Raw genomic sequence first — 16,120 nt, 5'->3', positions numbered from 1 at the left:
ATGGAGGGATGGCGATGACCGACCACGACCTCCATCTGCCCGACGACGACCTCGACGGGCACACCATCGAGGAGCTCGCCGACTACCTGGACCGCGGCCGTGAACCCCGCGACCCGTCCATCGAGTCCTCGCCGGGGTGCCGACTCGCCCTGGCGAACATGCAGCGGCTGCGCGAGCTGTCCTTCGGCGCGCTGCAACGCCGTGCCGAGGACGAGGCCGATCGTGAGACGGCCTGGATCGACCGGCTGCTCGACACGATCCGCGCAGAGGTCCGGTCCGGGCGGGACGTGCCGATCGCGCACCCGGACCCGACCCTGCGTCTCGCGATGACCGAGGCCGCGGTGCGCGGGATCGTCCGACGAGCGGGCGACGGCCTCCGCGAGGTCGTGATGGGACGCTGCGAGCTCGACGGCGACGTCGACCTGCCGGGAGCGCCCGTCCGGGTCGCGGTGACCGCGGGGCTGCTGTACGGCGCCTCCGCCGAGGCGACCGCGGACCGTCTCCGCGACGTCGTCGCCGCCGCACTCGCCCGCCACACCGAACTCACGATCGAGTCGATCGACGTCCGCTTCGACGATGTCGTCCTGCCCTGAGGAGCCCGCCGTGGACGATGCCGCACTGTCGAGCGAACTGACCTCCGCGATCCGCGCGGTCCCCGGCGTGGTGGCGGTCTACCCGCCCCGCCCGATCGTGCACGCCGCGGCCGAGGTGGTCGCCTCCGCCCTCGCGCTCCGGGAACCGGACGTGCTCGTGGACGTCGACCGCCACGGCGCCACCGTGCGCATCGCCGCCGGCATCGCGGTCTCGGGCGACCGACCCGCCCCGGACACGGTCCGCGACGTCGGGGAACGCGTCCGCGACCTCGTCGACCAGCGGGTCGACGGCGGAGCCGACCTCGTCACGGTGACCATCCGCCTGGTCGAGGACGCGGTCACGCCCGGCGCGACCGCCTGACGGTCGGGAGGCGCGTGGCGGCGCCGCGACGCGCCTCCCGGCCGCCAGCGGGAACCGTTCCGCGCCCGCGGCGGAGTGCGCACCGTGTCTCCCGGTCGGTTTCCGCTCGTCAGTCGTCCGGGTGCAGGCCGGCGTCGGGTGGGGTCGATCGCCACCCGGTGAACCGGACGCGGAGCCCGGCACGGGTCGGGGCGCAGCAGAACGGTCCGGCGGCCACCGTCGCCTCCGGATCGAGGGGCGACACACGCACGAGTCTCCAGGGCTCGTCGTCCACCCTGGCTCGGATCGTCAGGGCGTCGTCGACGCGGCTGCCACGGATCGTGACCCTTCGTCCTGCCCAGTCCGCGACCGGTGCGAGCGACCAGTCCGACCGTCCCCGGGTGACGACCGCGCCCAGGCTGTCAGCCCCGTCGCTGCGCTCCACACCGGCCTTCGTCCAGGTGCGGTCGTCGACCCGCACGAACAGACCTGCCTGGTCGAACTGCTCGCTGAGGTCGAGCAGGAACGTCACCTCGACCGCGCTGTCCTGCGGGAAGTCGACGAGCAGCGCGTGCTCGGTGTCGTGCACGAAGCCGTACGAGGTCTCCCGCCACGCATCGCTGCCCTCCCGCGCGGTGACGAGCAGGTGGTCCCCGTCCCGCTCCACCGACGCGGGCGCGTTCGTCCACGTCCCGTCCTGCCAGTCGACATCGGTCGTCTCGGTACGTCGTCCCATGACCGGAACCTACCGTTCTGCCCCACTGGTTGGGGTATCCGCCGCCCCCAACCGTGCCGGACAGCTCCCCGAATGATCCTCAAGCATCCACCCGAGGATCGGAACCACCGTGCTCATGTCCGCCCGCGCCGCCGCCGACATCCCGTTCGCATCGACCGTGCACCGACACACACGACTCGTCCACGCCACCGCACTCGGTGTCCTGAACGCACCTGCCGAAGCTGACGACGTCGCGCAGGAGACCTTCATCGCGGCGTGGGTCCACCGCGATGCGATCGACGATCCCGCGGCCATCGCCGGGTGGCTCGCGACGACCGCACGCCGTCGCGCGGTCGACGTCCTGCGCACTGCCAGCCGACGCACACTCGTCGAGCTCGACGAGTCCGTAGCAGCATCGGACGACCACGCGCCGGCGCGCGTGGCAGAGCGGGCGGAACTGGTCCGGGCCGTACGGGAGGTGCTCGGGTCGATGCCCCGGTCGCAGCGGCGGTGTTGGGAGCTCCGGCACCTCGACGGGCACTCGTACCACGATGTCGCCGCCGAGCTCGATCTGCCGGTGTCGACCGTTCGCGGGATGCTCGCACGGGCTCGCCGGGCCCTGGAGCGGGAGCTCGCCGCATGGCGCTGACGGGATCGCGGTCAGAGGATGTCCGCGCTCTCCCACAGGACGCGGAAGTGAGCTCCCAACCACAGCCGAACGGGAGTGGCGAGCAAGCCCACCAGCGCAGTGACGGTGAGGATCTGGGCGATGAGGAACAGCTCCAGCGGGATCGGTGCGAGTGCCCCGACCAGCCACACGATCGCGAGCACCAGCATCGCGAGCGAGAGGAAGCGTTCGCTCGTCCTCCGAAGGCGCCGCCGAAATCCCCAGGCCACCATGACGAACCCGAGGGGCAGCACCATCTGGATGATCGTCACGACCACCGCCGGAAGCTGCAGCGGCAGTCCGTACGGCCCCGCAGCCACGAAGCCGATCAGCAGCGCCGCGACACATGACCCGAGCCACTCGCGAATGCGCGCGGCGTACAGGGCCGCGACGAAGCCGACCGCCACGCACAGCACGGCGAGTACCTGCACGACGGGTGCCGCGAAGGCCTCGACACCAGCGAACCCCAGAGCGTTGTCGACGGCGAGCAGCACCGCCGCGAGAGCCTCGATGACGACGATCGCCGCGGCACGGTCGCAGACGAAGCGCGCAGCAGTCAAGACGCCCCTCCCAGCGGCGCGACCGAGTCTTGCACCTCGTCGTACGCAAGGGCGCACTGGGCCTTCACGCCAGGGCCCAACGGGGTGAGCGCTGCCGGCCAGCGGTCCTGGACGATCGCGGCCCGCAACCGCTCCGCGCCGAACCTGTCGATCGCCTGGTGCAACTGCGCGGTGACACCAGGGAAGAGGGTCTCGTACTGGCTCGCGGACCCGCTGCGACGATCCGGGTGTCGCACGTAGCGCTCACCTTCGCTGGCGATGTAGCGCGCGCAGGTCGTTAGGTAGTCCTGCCGAGGCGACAGCGCCGCAGGCTCCCGGACATCGTCAGCGATCGCAGGGTCCGATCCCGGCGCGCGGACGGCCGCGACGTCGGAGGGCGCCCCGATCACGTACCAGTGCGTGCCACGTGCGATCGTGCGTTCAGCACCGAAGGTGTCACGCCACTCCTCGACGGTCTGCGGAACGGAAGCGGCGTGCTCGTACACCCGGATGAACATCGGGCCGGACGGTGCGGAACAGTCGTACCCGCGCATGGCGTCCCAGAACGCCAGATCGTCCAGCAGCGCGTCTCCGTCTTGGCACGACACCGACCGGCGCAGAGCATCAGCCATCGACTGCATCTGTCCGGCGGGCATCCCTGGCTCCGGCGGCGGCTCAGGGTTGGTGCCCGTCATCAGCGTGGGGTCCTGGCCGGCACACCCCGAGACGACGGTGGCGACGACGCAGCCGAGAGTGAAGACCGCGCCGCTGCGGCGTCGCGACCCCTCACCTCCTAGTGCCACTGCACGCCCGCCCACCCGATCGCGGTCAGGCCCTTCACCTTCTTGGTCGCAGCCACGTTGCCCCAGGGCACGCTCTTCGAGCGACCGGTGCCGCAGTCCAGTGCGGTCCAGGTGGGCGCGTGGCGGGAGTTGAACGACTTGCCCCAGATGCACGGGTTCGCGTTTCCGCGGTGCTTGTACCAGCCGTACCCCACCTTCGTGGCCGCCGTCGTGCCGATGACACTGCACCCGTTCAACGATTGGCTCATGACCGTCACTGCGGTGAACGCGCGGTCCTTGCAGTCTCCGGAACGGACAGCGGAGCCGTCGCCGACCGTGATGACCTCTCCGGACGCATCGAAGCTCGCGTCCACGACGACGTCCGCTGGGACATCGACCTTCGTTCCCCCGGACGGCTGTGCGGACGCGGGTGCCGCGATCGCGAGGCTCGCCGTGGTGATCGTTCCCAGCGCGAGCCCGACCAGGTTGCGTGTCTTCATCGGATCCCCTTCCACTTGCTGATGTTCTGTGTACTACACACATGATTCCGTCGGAGGGGAGAAACGTCAACAGGGGAACTGGTTGTCGAGCGCGGAACGGGACACACAGCGCGCTCGGAAGTGCTGCTCGCCGGCCGGTCGACGAACTCGACGACCCAGCGCTCGCTCGGTGCTGGGAGTTCCGGGGACCTCGACGCTGCCGATGCCCCCACACGAGATCAGGACGCGGAGCTCGTCGAGCCCTGGCTGACGACACTGCCCGAGGTCGGAGGTGACACCGTCCTCCCCTGACCAGGGGTGACGACACCAGTGGCCCGCTGCCGGAAGCCTTCAGCAGCCGGCGTCCGCAACCGGTGGAGCACCCCGCCCTCGTCCTCCTCGAGCCGGACGAGCCCCATCCGGCGCAGGTACGGCGCCTTCCGGTCGCTCGCCGCACGGTCGGCCACGACGGCGTCGGGCAGCTCGAACTCCTCGACGTTCCGTCCGCCCGCGGCGTACGACCAGTCCACGAAGTCGAACAACGGCCACCAGGTGAACCCCCGGACGTCGGTCCCGGAATCGGCGAGCGCTCGGACGGTGTCGGCGGCGTCGCGGACCCATGCGGACCGGAGCTCGTCGGAGCCCTCGATCGAGGTCTCGGTGACGAGCATCGGCAGCCCGTACCGTCCGGCGAACCGTCCGAGCGCCTCGGCGAGACCGTCCGTCCAGCGGTCGTGGGTGTGCTGGACCGTGCCGCCGGCGCCGGTGACGAGACGCCTCGGGGTGAGGTCGGGGTAGTAGTTAACACCGAGCAGATCGACGGCGACCGCGCCGTCGACGAGGCCGCGCAGCCCGGCCTCGGTTGCGCCGTGGTCGAGCAGCCAGCCGTGCGCCGGGTGCCCGGGGACGACGCGGCCGAGCACGAGGTCGGTCGGGACGCTGCCGAGCAGTTCGAGCAGTGCCGCCTCCGCCGTCGTCGCCGGATCGCCGTCGCCGGACTCGACGAGGGTGCTCGCCTCGACGTGCACGACCACCGCGCGGGGGTTCGCGGCACGGACGGCGCGGACGCTCCGCTGGATGCCGGCCGCGATCGCCAGCACCACGCACGTCCAGCCGTCCCAGCCGACGAGACCCGGGGGCCACACGCCGCGGAGCCCCGAGAACGACGCGGTCGTGATGGGCTCGTTGAGCGGGGTGACGTGGTCGACGACACCGGCGTACCGAGCGGCGAACGCTCCGGCGAACTCGGCGATCGCGTCCGGGTACCGCGGGTCCGCGAAGGAGTCGTCGAGCCAGGTGGGTGTGCCGTAGTGGACGAGGTCGGCGATGACGGTGACACCGCCGTCGGCGGCACGGGGCAGTCGTTCGTCGAGGACGGACCAGTCGAACCGGCCGGGTCCGAGGTGCACCTTCGGCCAGTCGACCCCGTACCGGAGCGCGGTCGCGCCGAGGTCCCGCACGGTGTCGAGGTCGGACCGCCAGGCGACGTCGTGTCCGGTGAGGACGTGCTCGTCGAGCGGCGCCATCGCGAAGCGGGCCGGTGGGTGGACGCACGTGTCCTCGATGCCGAGCGCCCAGGTGAAGGAACCCGGCGCGAAGGGCCGCCCGACCCCCGGGTCCGCCCCGGTCACTTCAACCCCGAGGTCGCGACGCCCGCGACGAAGTACTTCTGCGCGAAGAAGAACCCGAGCGCGATGGGCAGCAGGGAGATCACGGCCCCGGCGAGCAGCACGGCGTGGTCAGTGACGTGCGCCCCGCCGAACAGCGTGAGCCCGGCCGGGAGCGTCAGCATGTCGTTCGAGGTGCTCACGACGAGCGGCCAGAGCAGGTCGTTCCACAGCGCCATCCCGTTGAGCACGGCCACGGTCGCGATCGCCGGCTTCGCCAGCGGCAGGATCACCTGCCAGTAGATCCGCCAGTGCCCGGCGCCGTCGATGCGCGCCGCCTCGTCGAGCTCCGGCGGGATGTCGATGAAGAACTGCCGGAACAGGAAGATGCCGAACGCACTCGTCGCCCTGGGGATGATGAGGCCCTGGTACGTGTTGAGCCACCCGAGGTGGAACAGCTCGACGAACACGGGGATGAGCGTCACCTGGAACGGCACCATGAGCGTCGCGATGACGAGCACGAACGCGATGTTCCGCCCGACGAAGCGCATCCGGGCGAGGGCGTAGGCGCACATCGAGTCGAACAGCAGCGTCAGCACGGTGGTCACGACGGTGAACACGAGGGAGTTGAGCAGCAGCCGCAGGAACGGCAACTGCTGCCACACGCCCTCGTACCCGTGCAGCGTGATGCTCGTCGGGAACAGCGACGCCGGGTGTCCGAAGAGGTCGGCCTCGGACCGGAAGCTCCCGCTCACCATCCACACGAAGGGGACGAGCGCGACGACGAGTCCGATCCCGAGGTACACCCACTTGAGCACGGAGCCGGTGACGACGAGGCCGTTCCGGCGGCCGTGTCGCCGCCGGTGGTGGTCGGCGGCCGGCCGGGAGGCACGGGTCGGCTCCGTCACGGACGGTCGCCGGGTGAGCGCGTCAGTCGACATCGTCGTAGCGGAACAGCCGCAGCTGCAGGAGCGAGATGAGCATGATGATCACGAAGAGGACCCAGGAGATCGCCGACGCGTAGCCGGTCTGGTAGTTGACGAACCCGTCCCGGTAGAGCAGGTTCACGAGGGAATCGGTGGCGAACACGGGGCCGCCGCCGGTCATCACGTAGACGAGGTCGAACACCTGGAACGACTGGATCGTCAGGATCATCGACGTGAAGAGCAGCGTCGGTCGGATGCTCGGCAGGGTGATCCGCCAGACGGTCTGCCAGCGGTTCGCGCCGTCGAGTTCGGCGGCCTCGTACCGCTCCCCCGGCACGCCCTTGAGGCCGGCGATGAAGAGGATCATCGCGAAGCCGATGCTCTTCCAGACCGACACGAAGATGACGGTCGGCAGTGCGAGCGACGTCGACTGCAGCCACGCGACGCTCGGCAGGCCGAACAGTGCGGTCAGCCCGCCGACGAGACCGATGTCCGGGTCGAGGAGGAACTTCCAGACGAGGCCGATGGTGACGAGTGACACGATCGTCGGGAAGAAGAACACCGATCGGACGATCCGGTTGAGCAGGGTGTCCCGCTGCAAGAGCAGCGCGGCGACGAACCCGAGCACGACGAGCAGCACAACGGACACCACCGTGTACTCGAGCGTCACCCGCAGGGCGTTCCAGAACTGCGGGTCGTGGGCCAGCTGGACGTAGTTCCCGAACCCGACGAACTGCTGCGAGACGGCACCCACCGTCCAGTCGAAGAACGAGTAGTACAGCGAGCGCAGGATCGGGAAGAGGACGAACACGCCGAGGATGAGCAGCGACGGGGCCATGAACAGCCAGGCCGGCTGGAAGCGGCGCGCTCGGCGGCGGGTGGGGCGTGCCTCCCGGCCGGTGGCGGAGGCGGGGGCCCCGTCACGCGCGCTGCGTGACGGGGCCGACCCGGTGAGCTGGTCGGTCACTTGCTGCAACCGGTCAGACCGTCGATCGTCTGAGCGGCTTCCTTCGTCGCGGCGGCGACGGAGGTCCCGCGGGTGATCTTGCCGATCATCGGGACGTACGCGTCGGAGTCGACCTTGGTGGCGTTCGTGACGTGCGGCAGGTAGAGGCGGGAGTCGGGCACTTGGCTCGCGAACACCGAGACGGTGGCGTCGGCCTTGAGGTCGGCGTCGTCGGAGAGGTCGGTCCGGAGCGGCGGGAAGCCGGTCTGCAGCGAGAACTTCTGCTGCGCGGTCTTCGACGTCCAGTACGCGAGGAACTCCTGGGCCTGCGTCGGGTACTTCGTCTTCGCGGAGATCGACAGCGGCGCGATCGAGCCGAGCGTCGTCGACTTGCCGTCGACGCCCACCGGCACCTTCACGATGCCGAGGTCGATGCCCGCCGACTTGTACCCGGGTGCTGCCCACGGCCCGTTGATCTCCATCGCGGCCTTGCCGGCGGAGAACAGTGAATCGGCCTCGGCGCCGGTCAGGCCGACCGGGCTCACCTTGTCCTTCGCGACGAGGTCACCCCACGTCGAGAGACCCTGCTTCGACGCGCTCGTCTGGACGGCACTGCAGCCCTTGCTCGTGACGATGTCGCCGCCCTCGAGCCACTGGAGCACGGGCCACATCTGGATGGTCTGGTTGTCGGCGAGCGCGATGCCGTACTTCCCGCCGGTCGTCAGCTTCTTCGCGTCGGACGCCATCTCCTGCACGGTCGTCGGCGGGTTCGCGATCCCGGCGTCGGCGAAGAGCTTCTTGTTGTAGTACAGGCTCAGCGTGGCGAAGTTGGCCGGGACACCGTAGAGCTTGCCGTCGTAGGTGAACTCCTCCACCGTGCCGGGTGCGAACTCCGACGTGTTGATCTTGCCGTCGCCGGTGCCCGTCATGGTGATCGGCAGCACCGAGTTCGTCTTGACGTACTGCGCGACGGCGTTCGGGTCGCTCGAGACCGCGGCGACGTCGGGCCCCTGGCCGGTGAGCCACGCCGAGGGGAGCTTCTGCTGGATGGTGTCCCACGGCTGCACGGTCATGTCGACCTTGATCTTCGGGTGCGACTTCTCGAAGTCCTTGACGATGGTGGCGTAGCCGGGACGGTCACCACCGGTGAAGCCGGTCCAGACCTTCAGGGTGACGGGGCCGTCGCTGCTCGCCGCGCCGCCGGCCGAACAGCCGGTGAGGACGAGGGCGAGCGCGGCGGCTCCGGAGACGACCGCGAGGGTCGCATGCGTGTGCTTCATCGTTGTAACGCTCCTTTGCGTTGCAGTGGTGCGCGGGTCGGTGTTCGGTGTCGGACGGTGCGCTGTGGTGGATGGGTCGAAGAGGAGTTCAGGGGGCGGCGATGCCCGCGTCGTCGTCGCAGCCGCACGACCCGCGGAGGACGACCTCGACCGGGAGCTCGGTGTGCCGGTCGTCGCCGTCGGGGTCGGAGCCACGACCGTCCACGAGGCTGAAGAGCCGCTCGGTCGCGATCCGACCCATCTCCTCGGCGGGGACGCGGACGGTCGTGATCCCCGGGGTCGTCACGCGGGCGAGACCGAAGTCATCGAAACCGACGACCGAGATGTCCTCGGGCACACGGACCCCGGCGCGGCGGAGGACCCGCAGGCCCCCGACCGCCATGTCGTCGTTGGCGAAGACGATGCCGTCGTAGCCGGGCTGCTCGCGGACCACCTGTTCCATCGCCGCGGCACCGGACGCCTCGGACAGGTCGCCCTCGATGACGGCGACCTCGGGGAGCCCGTGGGTGTTCGCCGCGCGCAGGAAGCCGTCGCGGCGGTCGAGGCCGGTCTGGTGGTCGAGCGTGCCGGTCACGTGCAGGAGTCGACGCCGCCCGTGGACGGTGACGAGGTGGTCGACGAGATGCTCGGTCGCCGCGACGTCGTCGATCCCGACCGACACGGCGCGGGCCAGGTGGGGGTAGTTGCCGATGAGGACCACCGGCAACCCGCTCGCGACGAGGGCCTGGACGTGGTCGTCGTCGATCGCGGCACTCGTGACGATGGCGCCGTCGGCGGTGCGGGACCGCATGACCCGCTCGTAGGCGACGCCGCCGGTGGAGGTGTCAGCGTTCGTCGAGACGATCACCTGGGCGTCGTGGGCGTTCGCCGCGGTCGACATCCCGGTGAGCACGTGCATGAAGTACAGGTGGCCGAACACGTGCGTCGACGAGTTCGGGACGATGAGGGCGACGGCGTCGGCTCGCTGGCTCCGGAGCGCGCGGCCCGCGGAGCTCGGCACGTACCCGAGCTCGTCGGCCGCCCGCTTGACCGCGGCCCGGGTCTTCTCGCTGATGCGCTCGTGCCCGGACAGCGCCATGCTCGCTGCAGCCGAGGTCACGCCGACCTTGGCTGCCACGTCCTTGAGGGTGACGGACTTCGGCACGGGCGCCTCCTTGCGTCGCTTTATCGATTAACTCCGATCAGCATGCACCTGCTGAATCGATGAAGCAAGTCCCTGTTCCGAATTCGTCACCACCGACACACGGGAGGCCCGTGGCGGCGTCGCCACGGGCCTCCCGTCCGTCACCCGGTGGCTCCGATCAGTTGAAGCGGAACACCTGCGGTGCCTGCCCGTTGCAGTCGTAGAGCTGGAGCGGGGTCTGGTTCGCGGTGTTGCCGGACGGCACGTCCAGACACCGTCCAGACTGCGGGTTGAGCACCGAACCGTTCGCTTGGGGCACCCACTGCTGCCCTCCCACGCCGTTGCACGTGTACAGCTCCAGGTGCGTGCCGTTCGCCGTGGCGTTGCCGTCGAGGTCGAGGCACCGGCCGAGCGTGCGGATCGTGTGGTCCCCGGCGTTGTAGGCCCACTGCTGGTCGGACGTCTGCTCGTCCGTCAACAGGGTCTGGCAGTCGTACACCTGCACCTGCTGGCCGTTCTGCTGCAGGTCGTTGCCGGCGACGTCGACGCACTTGTCGCCGATCGTGCGGATCGGCACCGCGGCCACGAACTTCTGCGCTTGGTTCCCGTTGCAGTCGTAGAGCTGCAGCGGTGTGCCGTTCGCCGTGTTCCCGGACGGGTCGTCCAGGCAGCGACCGGACTGCGGGTTCTTGATCGATCCGTCGGGTTGCACGATCCACTGCTGTCCGCCCACGCCGTTGCAGTCGTAGAGCTCGAGATGCGTCCCGTTCGCGGTCCCGTTGCCGTCGGCGTCGAGGCACCGCCCGAGCGTGCTCAGCGTGTGCGCGCCGTACACGTTCCCGAGCCAGTGCTGGTCGGCCGCCAGAGCCTGGCAGTCCCAGAGCTGCACGACCGCGGTGTTCCCGCCGGTGTCGTCGCCGGACACGTCGACGCACTTGCCGCCGGGCCCGGTGATGGACGAACCCGGACCACCGCCGGTGGACACGCCCTGGTAGTTCTGCGCGACGACGTTCGCCTGCACCGCACCGTCGGCGGCGTCGGTCGAGTACCCGGACGTCATGACCCCCTCGAAGAAGGACTGCGTCCCGCGGTTCGAGTTGTCCCCGCCGGCACCGAGCACGATGGAGCCCTCGAGCTTCATCGGCGTGTAGCCCTGGCCGTCTCCGTCCTTGTCGGTCGGCAGCGGCCCCTCGTACCACTTCGACAGCGAGCCGCCCTGCGCGTCACCGCCCTTGAGCGCGAAGTTCGCGACGCCGTCGTTCTTGAGGAGCGCCGTGACGAACTTCGTGCTGTTGCCGGTGTTCGCCGTGTTGATCGCGGTCTTGCCCTCGTAGACGCCGTTCTCCAGGTCTGCCTGCACCCACGGGCCGCGACCGGCACTGCCCGTTCCGTTGAGCATCGAGAGGTTGAGGGCGTCCATGTGCCCCTTGCCGGTGTCCTTCTCCTGGGTCTCGACGTTGCCGAAGTCAGAGCAGCACCCGTGGTTCACGTTCGTGCCGCTGGCGACCTCGTACATCGACTCGGGGCTCGCACCGCGTGCCGTCCCCTTCGCGAGCGTGCTCGAGATCCGGTAGGCGACCTGCTGCGGCATGAAGATGCCGTACGCCTTGTGTCCGGCCACCGTGATCGGGAGCGCGGTCGCGTTCGCGGGGTTGTTCGCCGGACCCGCATCGCCCGCCGGGGCGACGGTGAGGTCGTTGTGGTTCGACGACTGGTCGTAGATCTTCGGGATGGTGCACGTCGTGCCGGAGCAGAACGCGTCCTGTGCTGCGGCGTTCGCGTACCCGCCCGCGGCGAGGAGTCCGATGTTCGTGGTCGCCCCGTCCGAGGCACGCTGCACCTGGTAGAGCGGCCCGTTGTACGAGGAGTACAGCGCCCGGGTGGAGCTGTACGCGGCGACACACGAGGTGCCGGCGCTGGCGTAGGTGTCGCACGGCCCGGCGGTCGCGGCAGCAGCGCTGCCGGTCCCTGCCGAGACGGCGAACAGGCTCCCGGTGACGAGAGCGAGGGCCCCGAGGAGGGCGGCGACAGTGCGCCGCGACCCCGAGGTCGACCCGATGTGCATGGATGCGGTCCTTCCGAGCGTCGTTGCTGGGGATGGTGGTCGATCGTCGGGTTCGCTGCGCCGAAGTGCTGCTTAATCGATTAACCATATTCAAGACTACGCCGGTTCCGGACCCCGAGCAACCGGTGCACCACACTGGTCCGATGGACGCACCACGGACGGACCGACTCCGCCTCCGCCCGTGGACCGTTGCCGACGCGGGTCTCCAGCGTCGGCTGTGGGCGGAGCGCGACCCTCGGGTTCCGGCGCACCGACGCATCTCCGACGACGGGCACCCCACCATCGCCGAGCTCGAGGAACGGCTCGGGGCGTACGAGCACACGCCGGCCCCCGGGCTGCTCGTCATCGAGGCGCTCGCCACCGCGACGCCGATCGGGTACTGCGGCCTCGTGCCGAACAGCGTCGGCGTCCCGGCAGAGCCCGAGCTGGCGTACGAGTTCCTCCGCGAGCACCACGGTCGCGGGTACGCGACCGAGGCCGCACGGGCGGTCGTCGACCAGGCCGCCTCGATCGGGTACACCCACCTCGCGTCGACGGTGCGAGCGTGGAACACCCTGTCGCTGCGCGTGCTCGAGAAGCTCGGCTTCGTCGACACCGGCGCGCGCGAGGTCGACCCGGTGCACGGCGATACGCTCCTGCTCCGACTGCGACTGCGTTGAACGACGTCCGCGGCGCCCCGACGTGCGCGCTGCCCCGACGTGCGCGCTGCCCCGACGGCCACGCGGGCCGCGTCGCTAGGCTGCCGCCGTGACCCTGGTGCAGCTCCGCGTCTTCGTCGCCGTCGCACGCCTCGGGTCGTTCACGGCGGCCGCCGAGGCCCTGCTCCGCTCGCAGTCCTCGGTGTCCGAGTTCATCCGGCGTCTCGAGGGCGCGTACGACACCGCCCTGTTCGTCCGGGGCCGACGCCGTCTCACGCTGACGGACGCCGGCGCCGTACTGCTGCCGATGGCCGAGCGGATCATCGCCGAGGCCGACGCCGCGGACCGCGCACTCCGAGCCGTGACGTCGCTCGTCGGCGGGACGGCGTCGTTCGGACTGCTCCGCAACGCGAAGTACTACGCCCTCGACGAGCTCCTCACCCGCTTCCACGCCGCGCACCCGGCCGTGCGACTCCGGGTGATCGGCCTCAACTCGGTGGAGGTCGCGAGCGAGGTGGCGTCCGGCGGACTCGAGGCGGGCCTGGTCGTGCTGCCGATCGACACCGAGGGGCTCCGGGTGACCCCGCTGCGCCGGGACGAGGTCGTCTTCGTGAGCCGCGACCCGTCGATCGTCGACGCGCCGATGACGATCGAGGCGATGGCCGCCCGACGACTCGTCCTCTACGACGCGCACTACGGCTGGAAGGACCCCACCCGGAGACAGTTCGCGGAGCGCGCCCGCCTGGCCGGGGTGACGCTCGAGCCGCACGTCGAGGTCGAGCAGGTCGAGACCGCGCTCGCGCTCGTGGCGTCCGGCGTCGGCGACACCTTCATCGCCCGCGCGGTCGCCGAGGTGTCCGCCGCGGCCCTCGGGCTGCACTGGACGCCGTTCGCCGAGCCGGTGCTCGACACCGTCGCGCTCGTCGAGCGGGACGGTTCGGTCCTGTCGGCCGCCACCGCGGAGCTCGCCCGTCTGGCACGCGAGCTCCTCACCGAGGGCTGACCGAGGCGCGACGGCGAACGGAACCCGATCGCCCGGCGGACCCGTCACCGACCGGTCAGCGGTCCGTAGAGGTCCGGCCTCCGGTCCCCGAAGAGGTCCGCGACGGGACTGAGCGTCTTGTCCCGTGTGGCGACGAGGTCGAGGTCGGCGACGACCATCCCCGCGCCGGGCCCCGTCGCGGCGCGCACCCACCCGTCGGCGTCGACGATCGAGGTCCCCTCGTTCCAGTCGACGCCCCGCTCGGTCCCACACCGGTCGGCGCACGCGATCGCCATCCGGTTCACCCGGGCCGCGGCCATCGCGATCTGCACCTCGGGCGCCCGTTCCCCCTCGGGCCGGTCCACCCACGGCCAGTTCGTCGGGACCGCGAGCAGTTCCGCACCGCCGAGGGCGGCGAGCCGGGTCCACTCCGGGAACTCCATGTCGAAGCAGATCGCGACGCCGATCCGCCCGTGCGGGGTGTCGACGACGAGCGGCGGCCGGTCCCCCGGGGTGAAGCAGGCCTTCTCGCCGTCCCACAGGTGCACCTTGCGGTACACGCCGACGACCCCGGACGCATCGACGACGGCGGCCGAGTTGTACACGACGCCGTCCTCGCCGAGTTCGGCGAAGCCGCCGACGACGATCCCACCGGCGCCGCCGGCCAGCCGGGAGGCAGTGGTCGCCCACCCGGTCACGGTCGCGTCCGTCGCGGGGACGGCCGAAGCGCGTGCCTCGGCCGCGTCCCGGAACACGTAGCCGCTGGTCGCGAGCTCCGGCAGGACGACGACGTCGACGTCGTCCGGGACGGCGGCGAGCGCCGCGCGGACGGTCGCCGCGTTCGCGGCGAGGTCGCCGACGACGGGCGCGAGCTGGACCGCGGCGACGCGCGTCACCGGACCACGTCCTCGTCGGGCTGCGGCGTGTGGGCCTGCCGACGAGCGGTGCCGTCGACGACTGCGGGAGGGGCCTCCCGGCCGTCCCCGGTCGACGCTGCCAGCGCGGCACCGACCCGTCCGACCAGCCCCCTGCGGAACGTGATCGCGAGCCCGATGAGCAGCCAGGCCGCGACGATGTACGGGAACCAGCTGTACGGGGCCTCGAGTCCGACGGCGTTCTTGTAGATCGTGTAGAGCACGAGGGCCAGCGCGAGCACGGGCACGACGATCTGCCACTTCGGGGTGTCGGTCCGGTGCGAGAAGAACAGGAAGCGGACGGCGCCGACGGTCGCGAGGACGTAGGCGACGAGCAGCGCGATGGTGCCGACGGTCAGCGCCCAGTAGGTCGCGTCGAGCACGGCGGCGCCGGTGAGCCGCTCGCCGATCACGACCAGGACGACGACCACCGCGACGACGCTCAGCGCGTTGACCGGCGAGCCCTGGCGGGACAGCTTCGCGATCGGACGGGCGATGCCGGTGTCCCGCGACAGCGCGAAGAGCACGCGCGACGCCCCGGAGAGCGTGCCGAGGAAGATCGCGAAGAGGCTGACGACGGCGGCGAGGGTGAGCAGGTCGGCGAGCCAGCTGCCGACGTACGTGCGGGCGAGGTCGCCGTACGGTGCGGCGGAACCCGCGAACTGCTTCACCCCGGCGGCCGAGGTGCCGTAGCCGAGCGACTGCGCGACGATCGAGAGCAGGTAGAACGCCCCGACGACGACGATCGCGATCTTCAGCGCCTTGGGGATGTCGCGCTTCGGGTTGCTCGTCTCCTCGCCGAGGGTGGCGGCACCCTCGAAGCCGGCGAACGCCAGGAACCCGAAGACCGCTGCCCCGGCGATGAGGCTGACGTCGGTGCCGCTCGGGAGCTCCAGGAACTCCCAGCTGAGGTGGCGCCCCGCCGGTGCGGCCCCGACCCCGAGACGGACGAGCACCACGACGTTGAGGATCGTGACGAGCACCGCGCCGATGAGCTCGGCGTAGAGGAGCGACCGGGTGATGACGTGCACCTCGCGACGCCCGAGCAGGACGACCACGGCGAGTGCGACGATCGTGATCCAGATCCAGTCCGGCTGCACGGCGATGCCGACGTCGTTCAGCAGTTGCGTGACGAACAGGCTGATCTCGATGCCCGAGCCCGCGCCGATCGTCACGTACGCGAAGAACAGCGCCCAGCCCGCGACGAACCCGGCCCGCGCTCCGAGGGTCAGACCGACCGTCGCGTAGACCGAGCCGGTGTGGGCGATGTGCCGGGAGAGCTTCACGAAGCCGTACGCCACGAGCGACACGGCGACGAGGGCGAACACGAAGGCCCAGGTGGCGCCGCGGCCGAGGATGCCCGCGGCACCGGCGCCGAGGAGCGCCATGACGCCGACGGGTCCGATGAGGCCGACGGAGAACGCTGCAGCATCGGCGACCTTGAGCTCGCGCTTCAGGCCGGAGGTGGCCGTGTCGGCCGGGGTGGGGTGGTGCTCGGTGGTCATCGCTGGCTCCGTTGCGCTC

17 protein-coding genes are annotated in these 16,120 nt (G+C 70.7%); 5 read left to right on the top strand and 12 right to left on the bottom strand.

Going from position 1 to position 16,120, the window contains the following annotated elements:
* Together NS184_RS15265 and NS184_RS15260 are read left to right on the top strand one after the other, a co-directional pair.
* Positions 1-593, top strand: a 593-nt coding sequence (locus tag NS184_RS15265) for a hypothetical protein (protein WP_206556294.1), incomplete at its 5' end; no start/stop codon positions are given.
* A 10-nt stretch (positions 594-603) separates the two neighbouring features.
* Complete coding sequence (locus NS184_RS15260) at positions 604-954, top strand: hypothetical protein (RefSeq protein WP_058726955.1); 351 nt, start codon at positions 604-606, stop codon at positions 952-954.
* A 109-nt stretch (positions 955-1,063) separates the two neighbouring features.
* Here NS184_RS15260 and NS184_RS15255 read toward each other — a convergent pair whose 3' ends face one another.
* Positions 1,064-1,669, bottom strand: a complete 606-nt coding sequence (locus tag NS184_RS15255; RefSeq protein ID WP_058726954.1) for a DUF1349 domain-containing protein — start codon at positions 1,667-1,669, stop codon at positions 1,064-1,066.
* A 115-nt stretch (positions 1,670-1,784) separates the two neighbouring features.
* Here NS184_RS15255 and NS184_RS15250 point away from each other — a divergent pair, with 115 nt between their 5' ends.
* Positions 1,785-2,297, top strand: coding sequence for an RNA polymerase sigma factor (locus tag NS184_RS15250; RefSeq protein ID WP_242863081.1), 513 nt, complete (start codon positions 1,785-1,787; stop codon positions 2,295-2,297).
* Between the two features lie 11 nt (positions 2,298-2,308).
* On the opposite strand, the gene NS184_RS15245 is transcribed toward NS184_RS15250, so the two are convergent.
* From NS184_RS15245 to NS184_RS15205, 9 genes are all read right to left on the bottom strand, one after another.
* Positions 2,309-2,809 (bottom strand): hypothetical protein, encoded by a 501-nt coding sequence (locus tag NS184_RS15245; protein ID WP_152998256.1) that lies wholly within the window; start codon positions 2,807-2,809, stop codon positions 2,309-2,311.
* Between the two features lie 62 nt (positions 2,810-2,871).
* Positions 2,872-3,549, bottom strand: a complete 678-nt coding sequence (locus NS184_RS15240) for a hypothetical protein (RefSeq protein WP_152998255.1) — start codon at positions 3,547-3,549, stop codon at positions 2,872-2,874.
* Between the two features lie 98 nt (positions 3,550-3,647).
* Positions 3,648-4,136 (bottom strand): hypothetical protein, encoded by a 489-nt coding sequence (locus NS184_RS15235; RefSeq protein WP_058726950.1) that lies wholly within the window; start codon positions 4,134-4,136, stop codon positions 3,648-3,650.
* Between the two features lie 218 nt (positions 4,137-4,354).
* Positions 4,355-5,746, bottom strand: coding sequence for a family 1 glycosylhydrolase (locus tag NS184_RS15230; protein WP_058726949.1), 1,392 nt, complete (start codon positions 5,744-5,746; stop codon positions 4,355-4,357).
* Positions 5,743-6,663 (bottom strand): carbohydrate ABC transporter permease, encoded by a 921-nt coding sequence (locus NS184_RS15225; RefSeq protein WP_083513755.1) that lies wholly within the window; start codon positions 6,661-6,663, stop codon positions 5,743-5,745. Before NS184_RS15225 ends, NS184_RS15230 begins: the two co-directional genes overlap by 4 nt.
* On the bottom strand, positions 6,653-7,615 hold the full coding sequence (locus NS184_RS15220; protein ID WP_242863080.1) for a carbohydrate ABC transporter permease: 963 nt from the start codon (positions 7,613-7,615) through the stop codon (positions 6,653-6,655). Before NS184_RS15220 ends, NS184_RS15225 begins: the two co-directional genes overlap by 11 nt.
* A complete protein-coding gene (locus NS184_RS15215; protein ID WP_058726948.1) occupies positions 7,612-8,874 on the bottom strand; it encodes a sugar ABC transporter substrate-binding protein in 1,263 nt (420 codons plus the stop codon). The genes NS184_RS15220 and NS184_RS15215 overlap by 4 nt, the downstream gene beginning before the upstream one ends.
* Before the next feature lie 88 nt (positions 8,875-8,962).
* Positions 8,963-10,018 carry a LacI family DNA-binding transcriptional regulator gene (locus NS184_RS15210; protein ID WP_058726947.1) on the bottom strand — a complete coding sequence of 352 codons (1,056 nt, stop codon included), beginning with the start codon at positions 10,016-10,018 and terminating at the stop codon, positions 8,963-8,965.
* A 157-nt stretch (positions 10,019-10,175) separates the two neighbouring features.
* Complete coding sequence (locus tag NS184_RS15205; protein ID WP_058726946.1) at positions 10,176-12,062, bottom strand: arabinofuranosidase catalytic domain-containing protein; 1,887 nt, start codon at positions 12,060-12,062, stop codon at positions 10,176-10,178.
* A gap of 143 nt (positions 12,063-12,205) precedes the next feature.
* On the opposite strand from NS184_RS15205, the gene NS184_RS15200 reads away from it, so the two are divergent.
* Both NS184_RS15200 and NS184_RS15195 read left to right on the top strand, forming a co-directional pair.
* Positions 12,206-12,721 carry a GNAT family N-acetyltransferase gene (locus NS184_RS15200; protein ID WP_058726945.1) on the top strand — a complete coding sequence of 172 codons (516 nt, stop codon included), beginning with the start codon at positions 12,206-12,208 and terminating at the stop codon, positions 12,719-12,721.
* An 88-nt stretch (positions 12,722-12,809) separates the two neighbouring features.
* Entirely contained in the window at positions 12,810-13,703 is an 894-nt protein-coding gene (locus NS184_RS15195) for a LysR family transcriptional regulator (protein ID WP_058726944.1), read from the top strand.
* Between the two features lie 44 nt (positions 13,704-13,747).
* On the opposite strand, the gene NS184_RS15190 is transcribed toward NS184_RS15195, so the two are convergent.
* A complete protein-coding gene (locus tag NS184_RS15190; protein ID WP_058726943.1) occupies positions 13,748-14,578 on the bottom strand; it encodes a nitrilase-related carbon-nitrogen hydrolase in 831 nt (276 codons plus the stop codon).
* Complete coding sequence (locus NS184_RS15185; RefSeq protein WP_058726942.1) at positions 14,575-16,101, bottom strand: APC family permease; 1,527 nt, start codon at positions 16,099-16,101, stop codon at positions 14,575-14,577. Before NS184_RS15185 ends, NS184_RS15190 begins: the two co-directional genes overlap by 4 nt.
* Between the last annotated feature and the right edge of the window lie 19 nt (positions 16,102-16,120).

The sequence above is a fragment of the Curtobacterium luteum genome (genome assembly GCF_001475545.1).
GTDB classification, from domain to species: Bacteria; Actinomycetota; Actinomycetes; order Actinomycetales; family Microbacteriaceae; genus Curtobacterium; species Curtobacterium luteum_A.
The sequence above is the reverse complement of the archived record's forward strand: the minus strand, read 5'-3'. Positions and strand labels throughout refer to the sequence as shown.

Excerpts from the sequence above, each read along its gene's own strand:
- NS184_RS15240 (WP_152998255.1), bottom strand. The coding sequence starts at position 3,549 with ATGACGGGCACCAACCCTGAGCCGCCGCCGGAGCCAGGGATGCCCGCC.
- NS184_RS15235 (WP_058726950.1), bottom strand. The coding sequence starts at position 4,136 with ATGAAGACACGCAACCTGGTCGGGCTCGCGCTGGGAACGATCACCACG.
- NS184_RS15205 (WP_058726946.1), bottom strand. The coding sequence starts at position 12,062 with ATGCACATCGGGTCGACCTCGGGGTCGCGGCGCACTGTCGCCGCCCTC.
- NS184_RS15255 (WP_058726954.1), bottom strand. The coding sequence starts at position 1,669 with ATGGGACGACGTACCGAGACGACCGATGTCGACTGGCAGGACGGGACG.
- NS184_RS15225 (WP_083513755.1), bottom strand. The coding sequence starts at position 6,663 with ATGTCGACTGACGCGCTCACCCGGCGACCGTCCGTGACGGAGCCGACC.
- NS184_RS15215 (WP_058726948.1), bottom strand. The coding sequence starts at position 8,874 with ATGAAGCACACGCATGCGACCCTCGCGGTCGTCTCCGGAGCCGCCGCG.
- NS184_RS15185 (WP_058726942.1), bottom strand. The coding sequence starts at position 16,101 with ATGACCACCGAGCACCACCCCACCCCGGCCGACACGGCCACCTCCGGC.
- NS184_RS15200 (WP_058726945.1), top strand. The coding sequence starts at position 12,206 with ATGGACGCACCACGGACGGACCGACTCCGCCTCCGCCCGTGGACCGTT.
- NS184_RS15250 (WP_242863081.1), top strand. The coding sequence starts at position 1,785 with ATGTCCGCCCGCGCCGCCGCCGACATCCCGTTCGCATCGACCGTGCAC.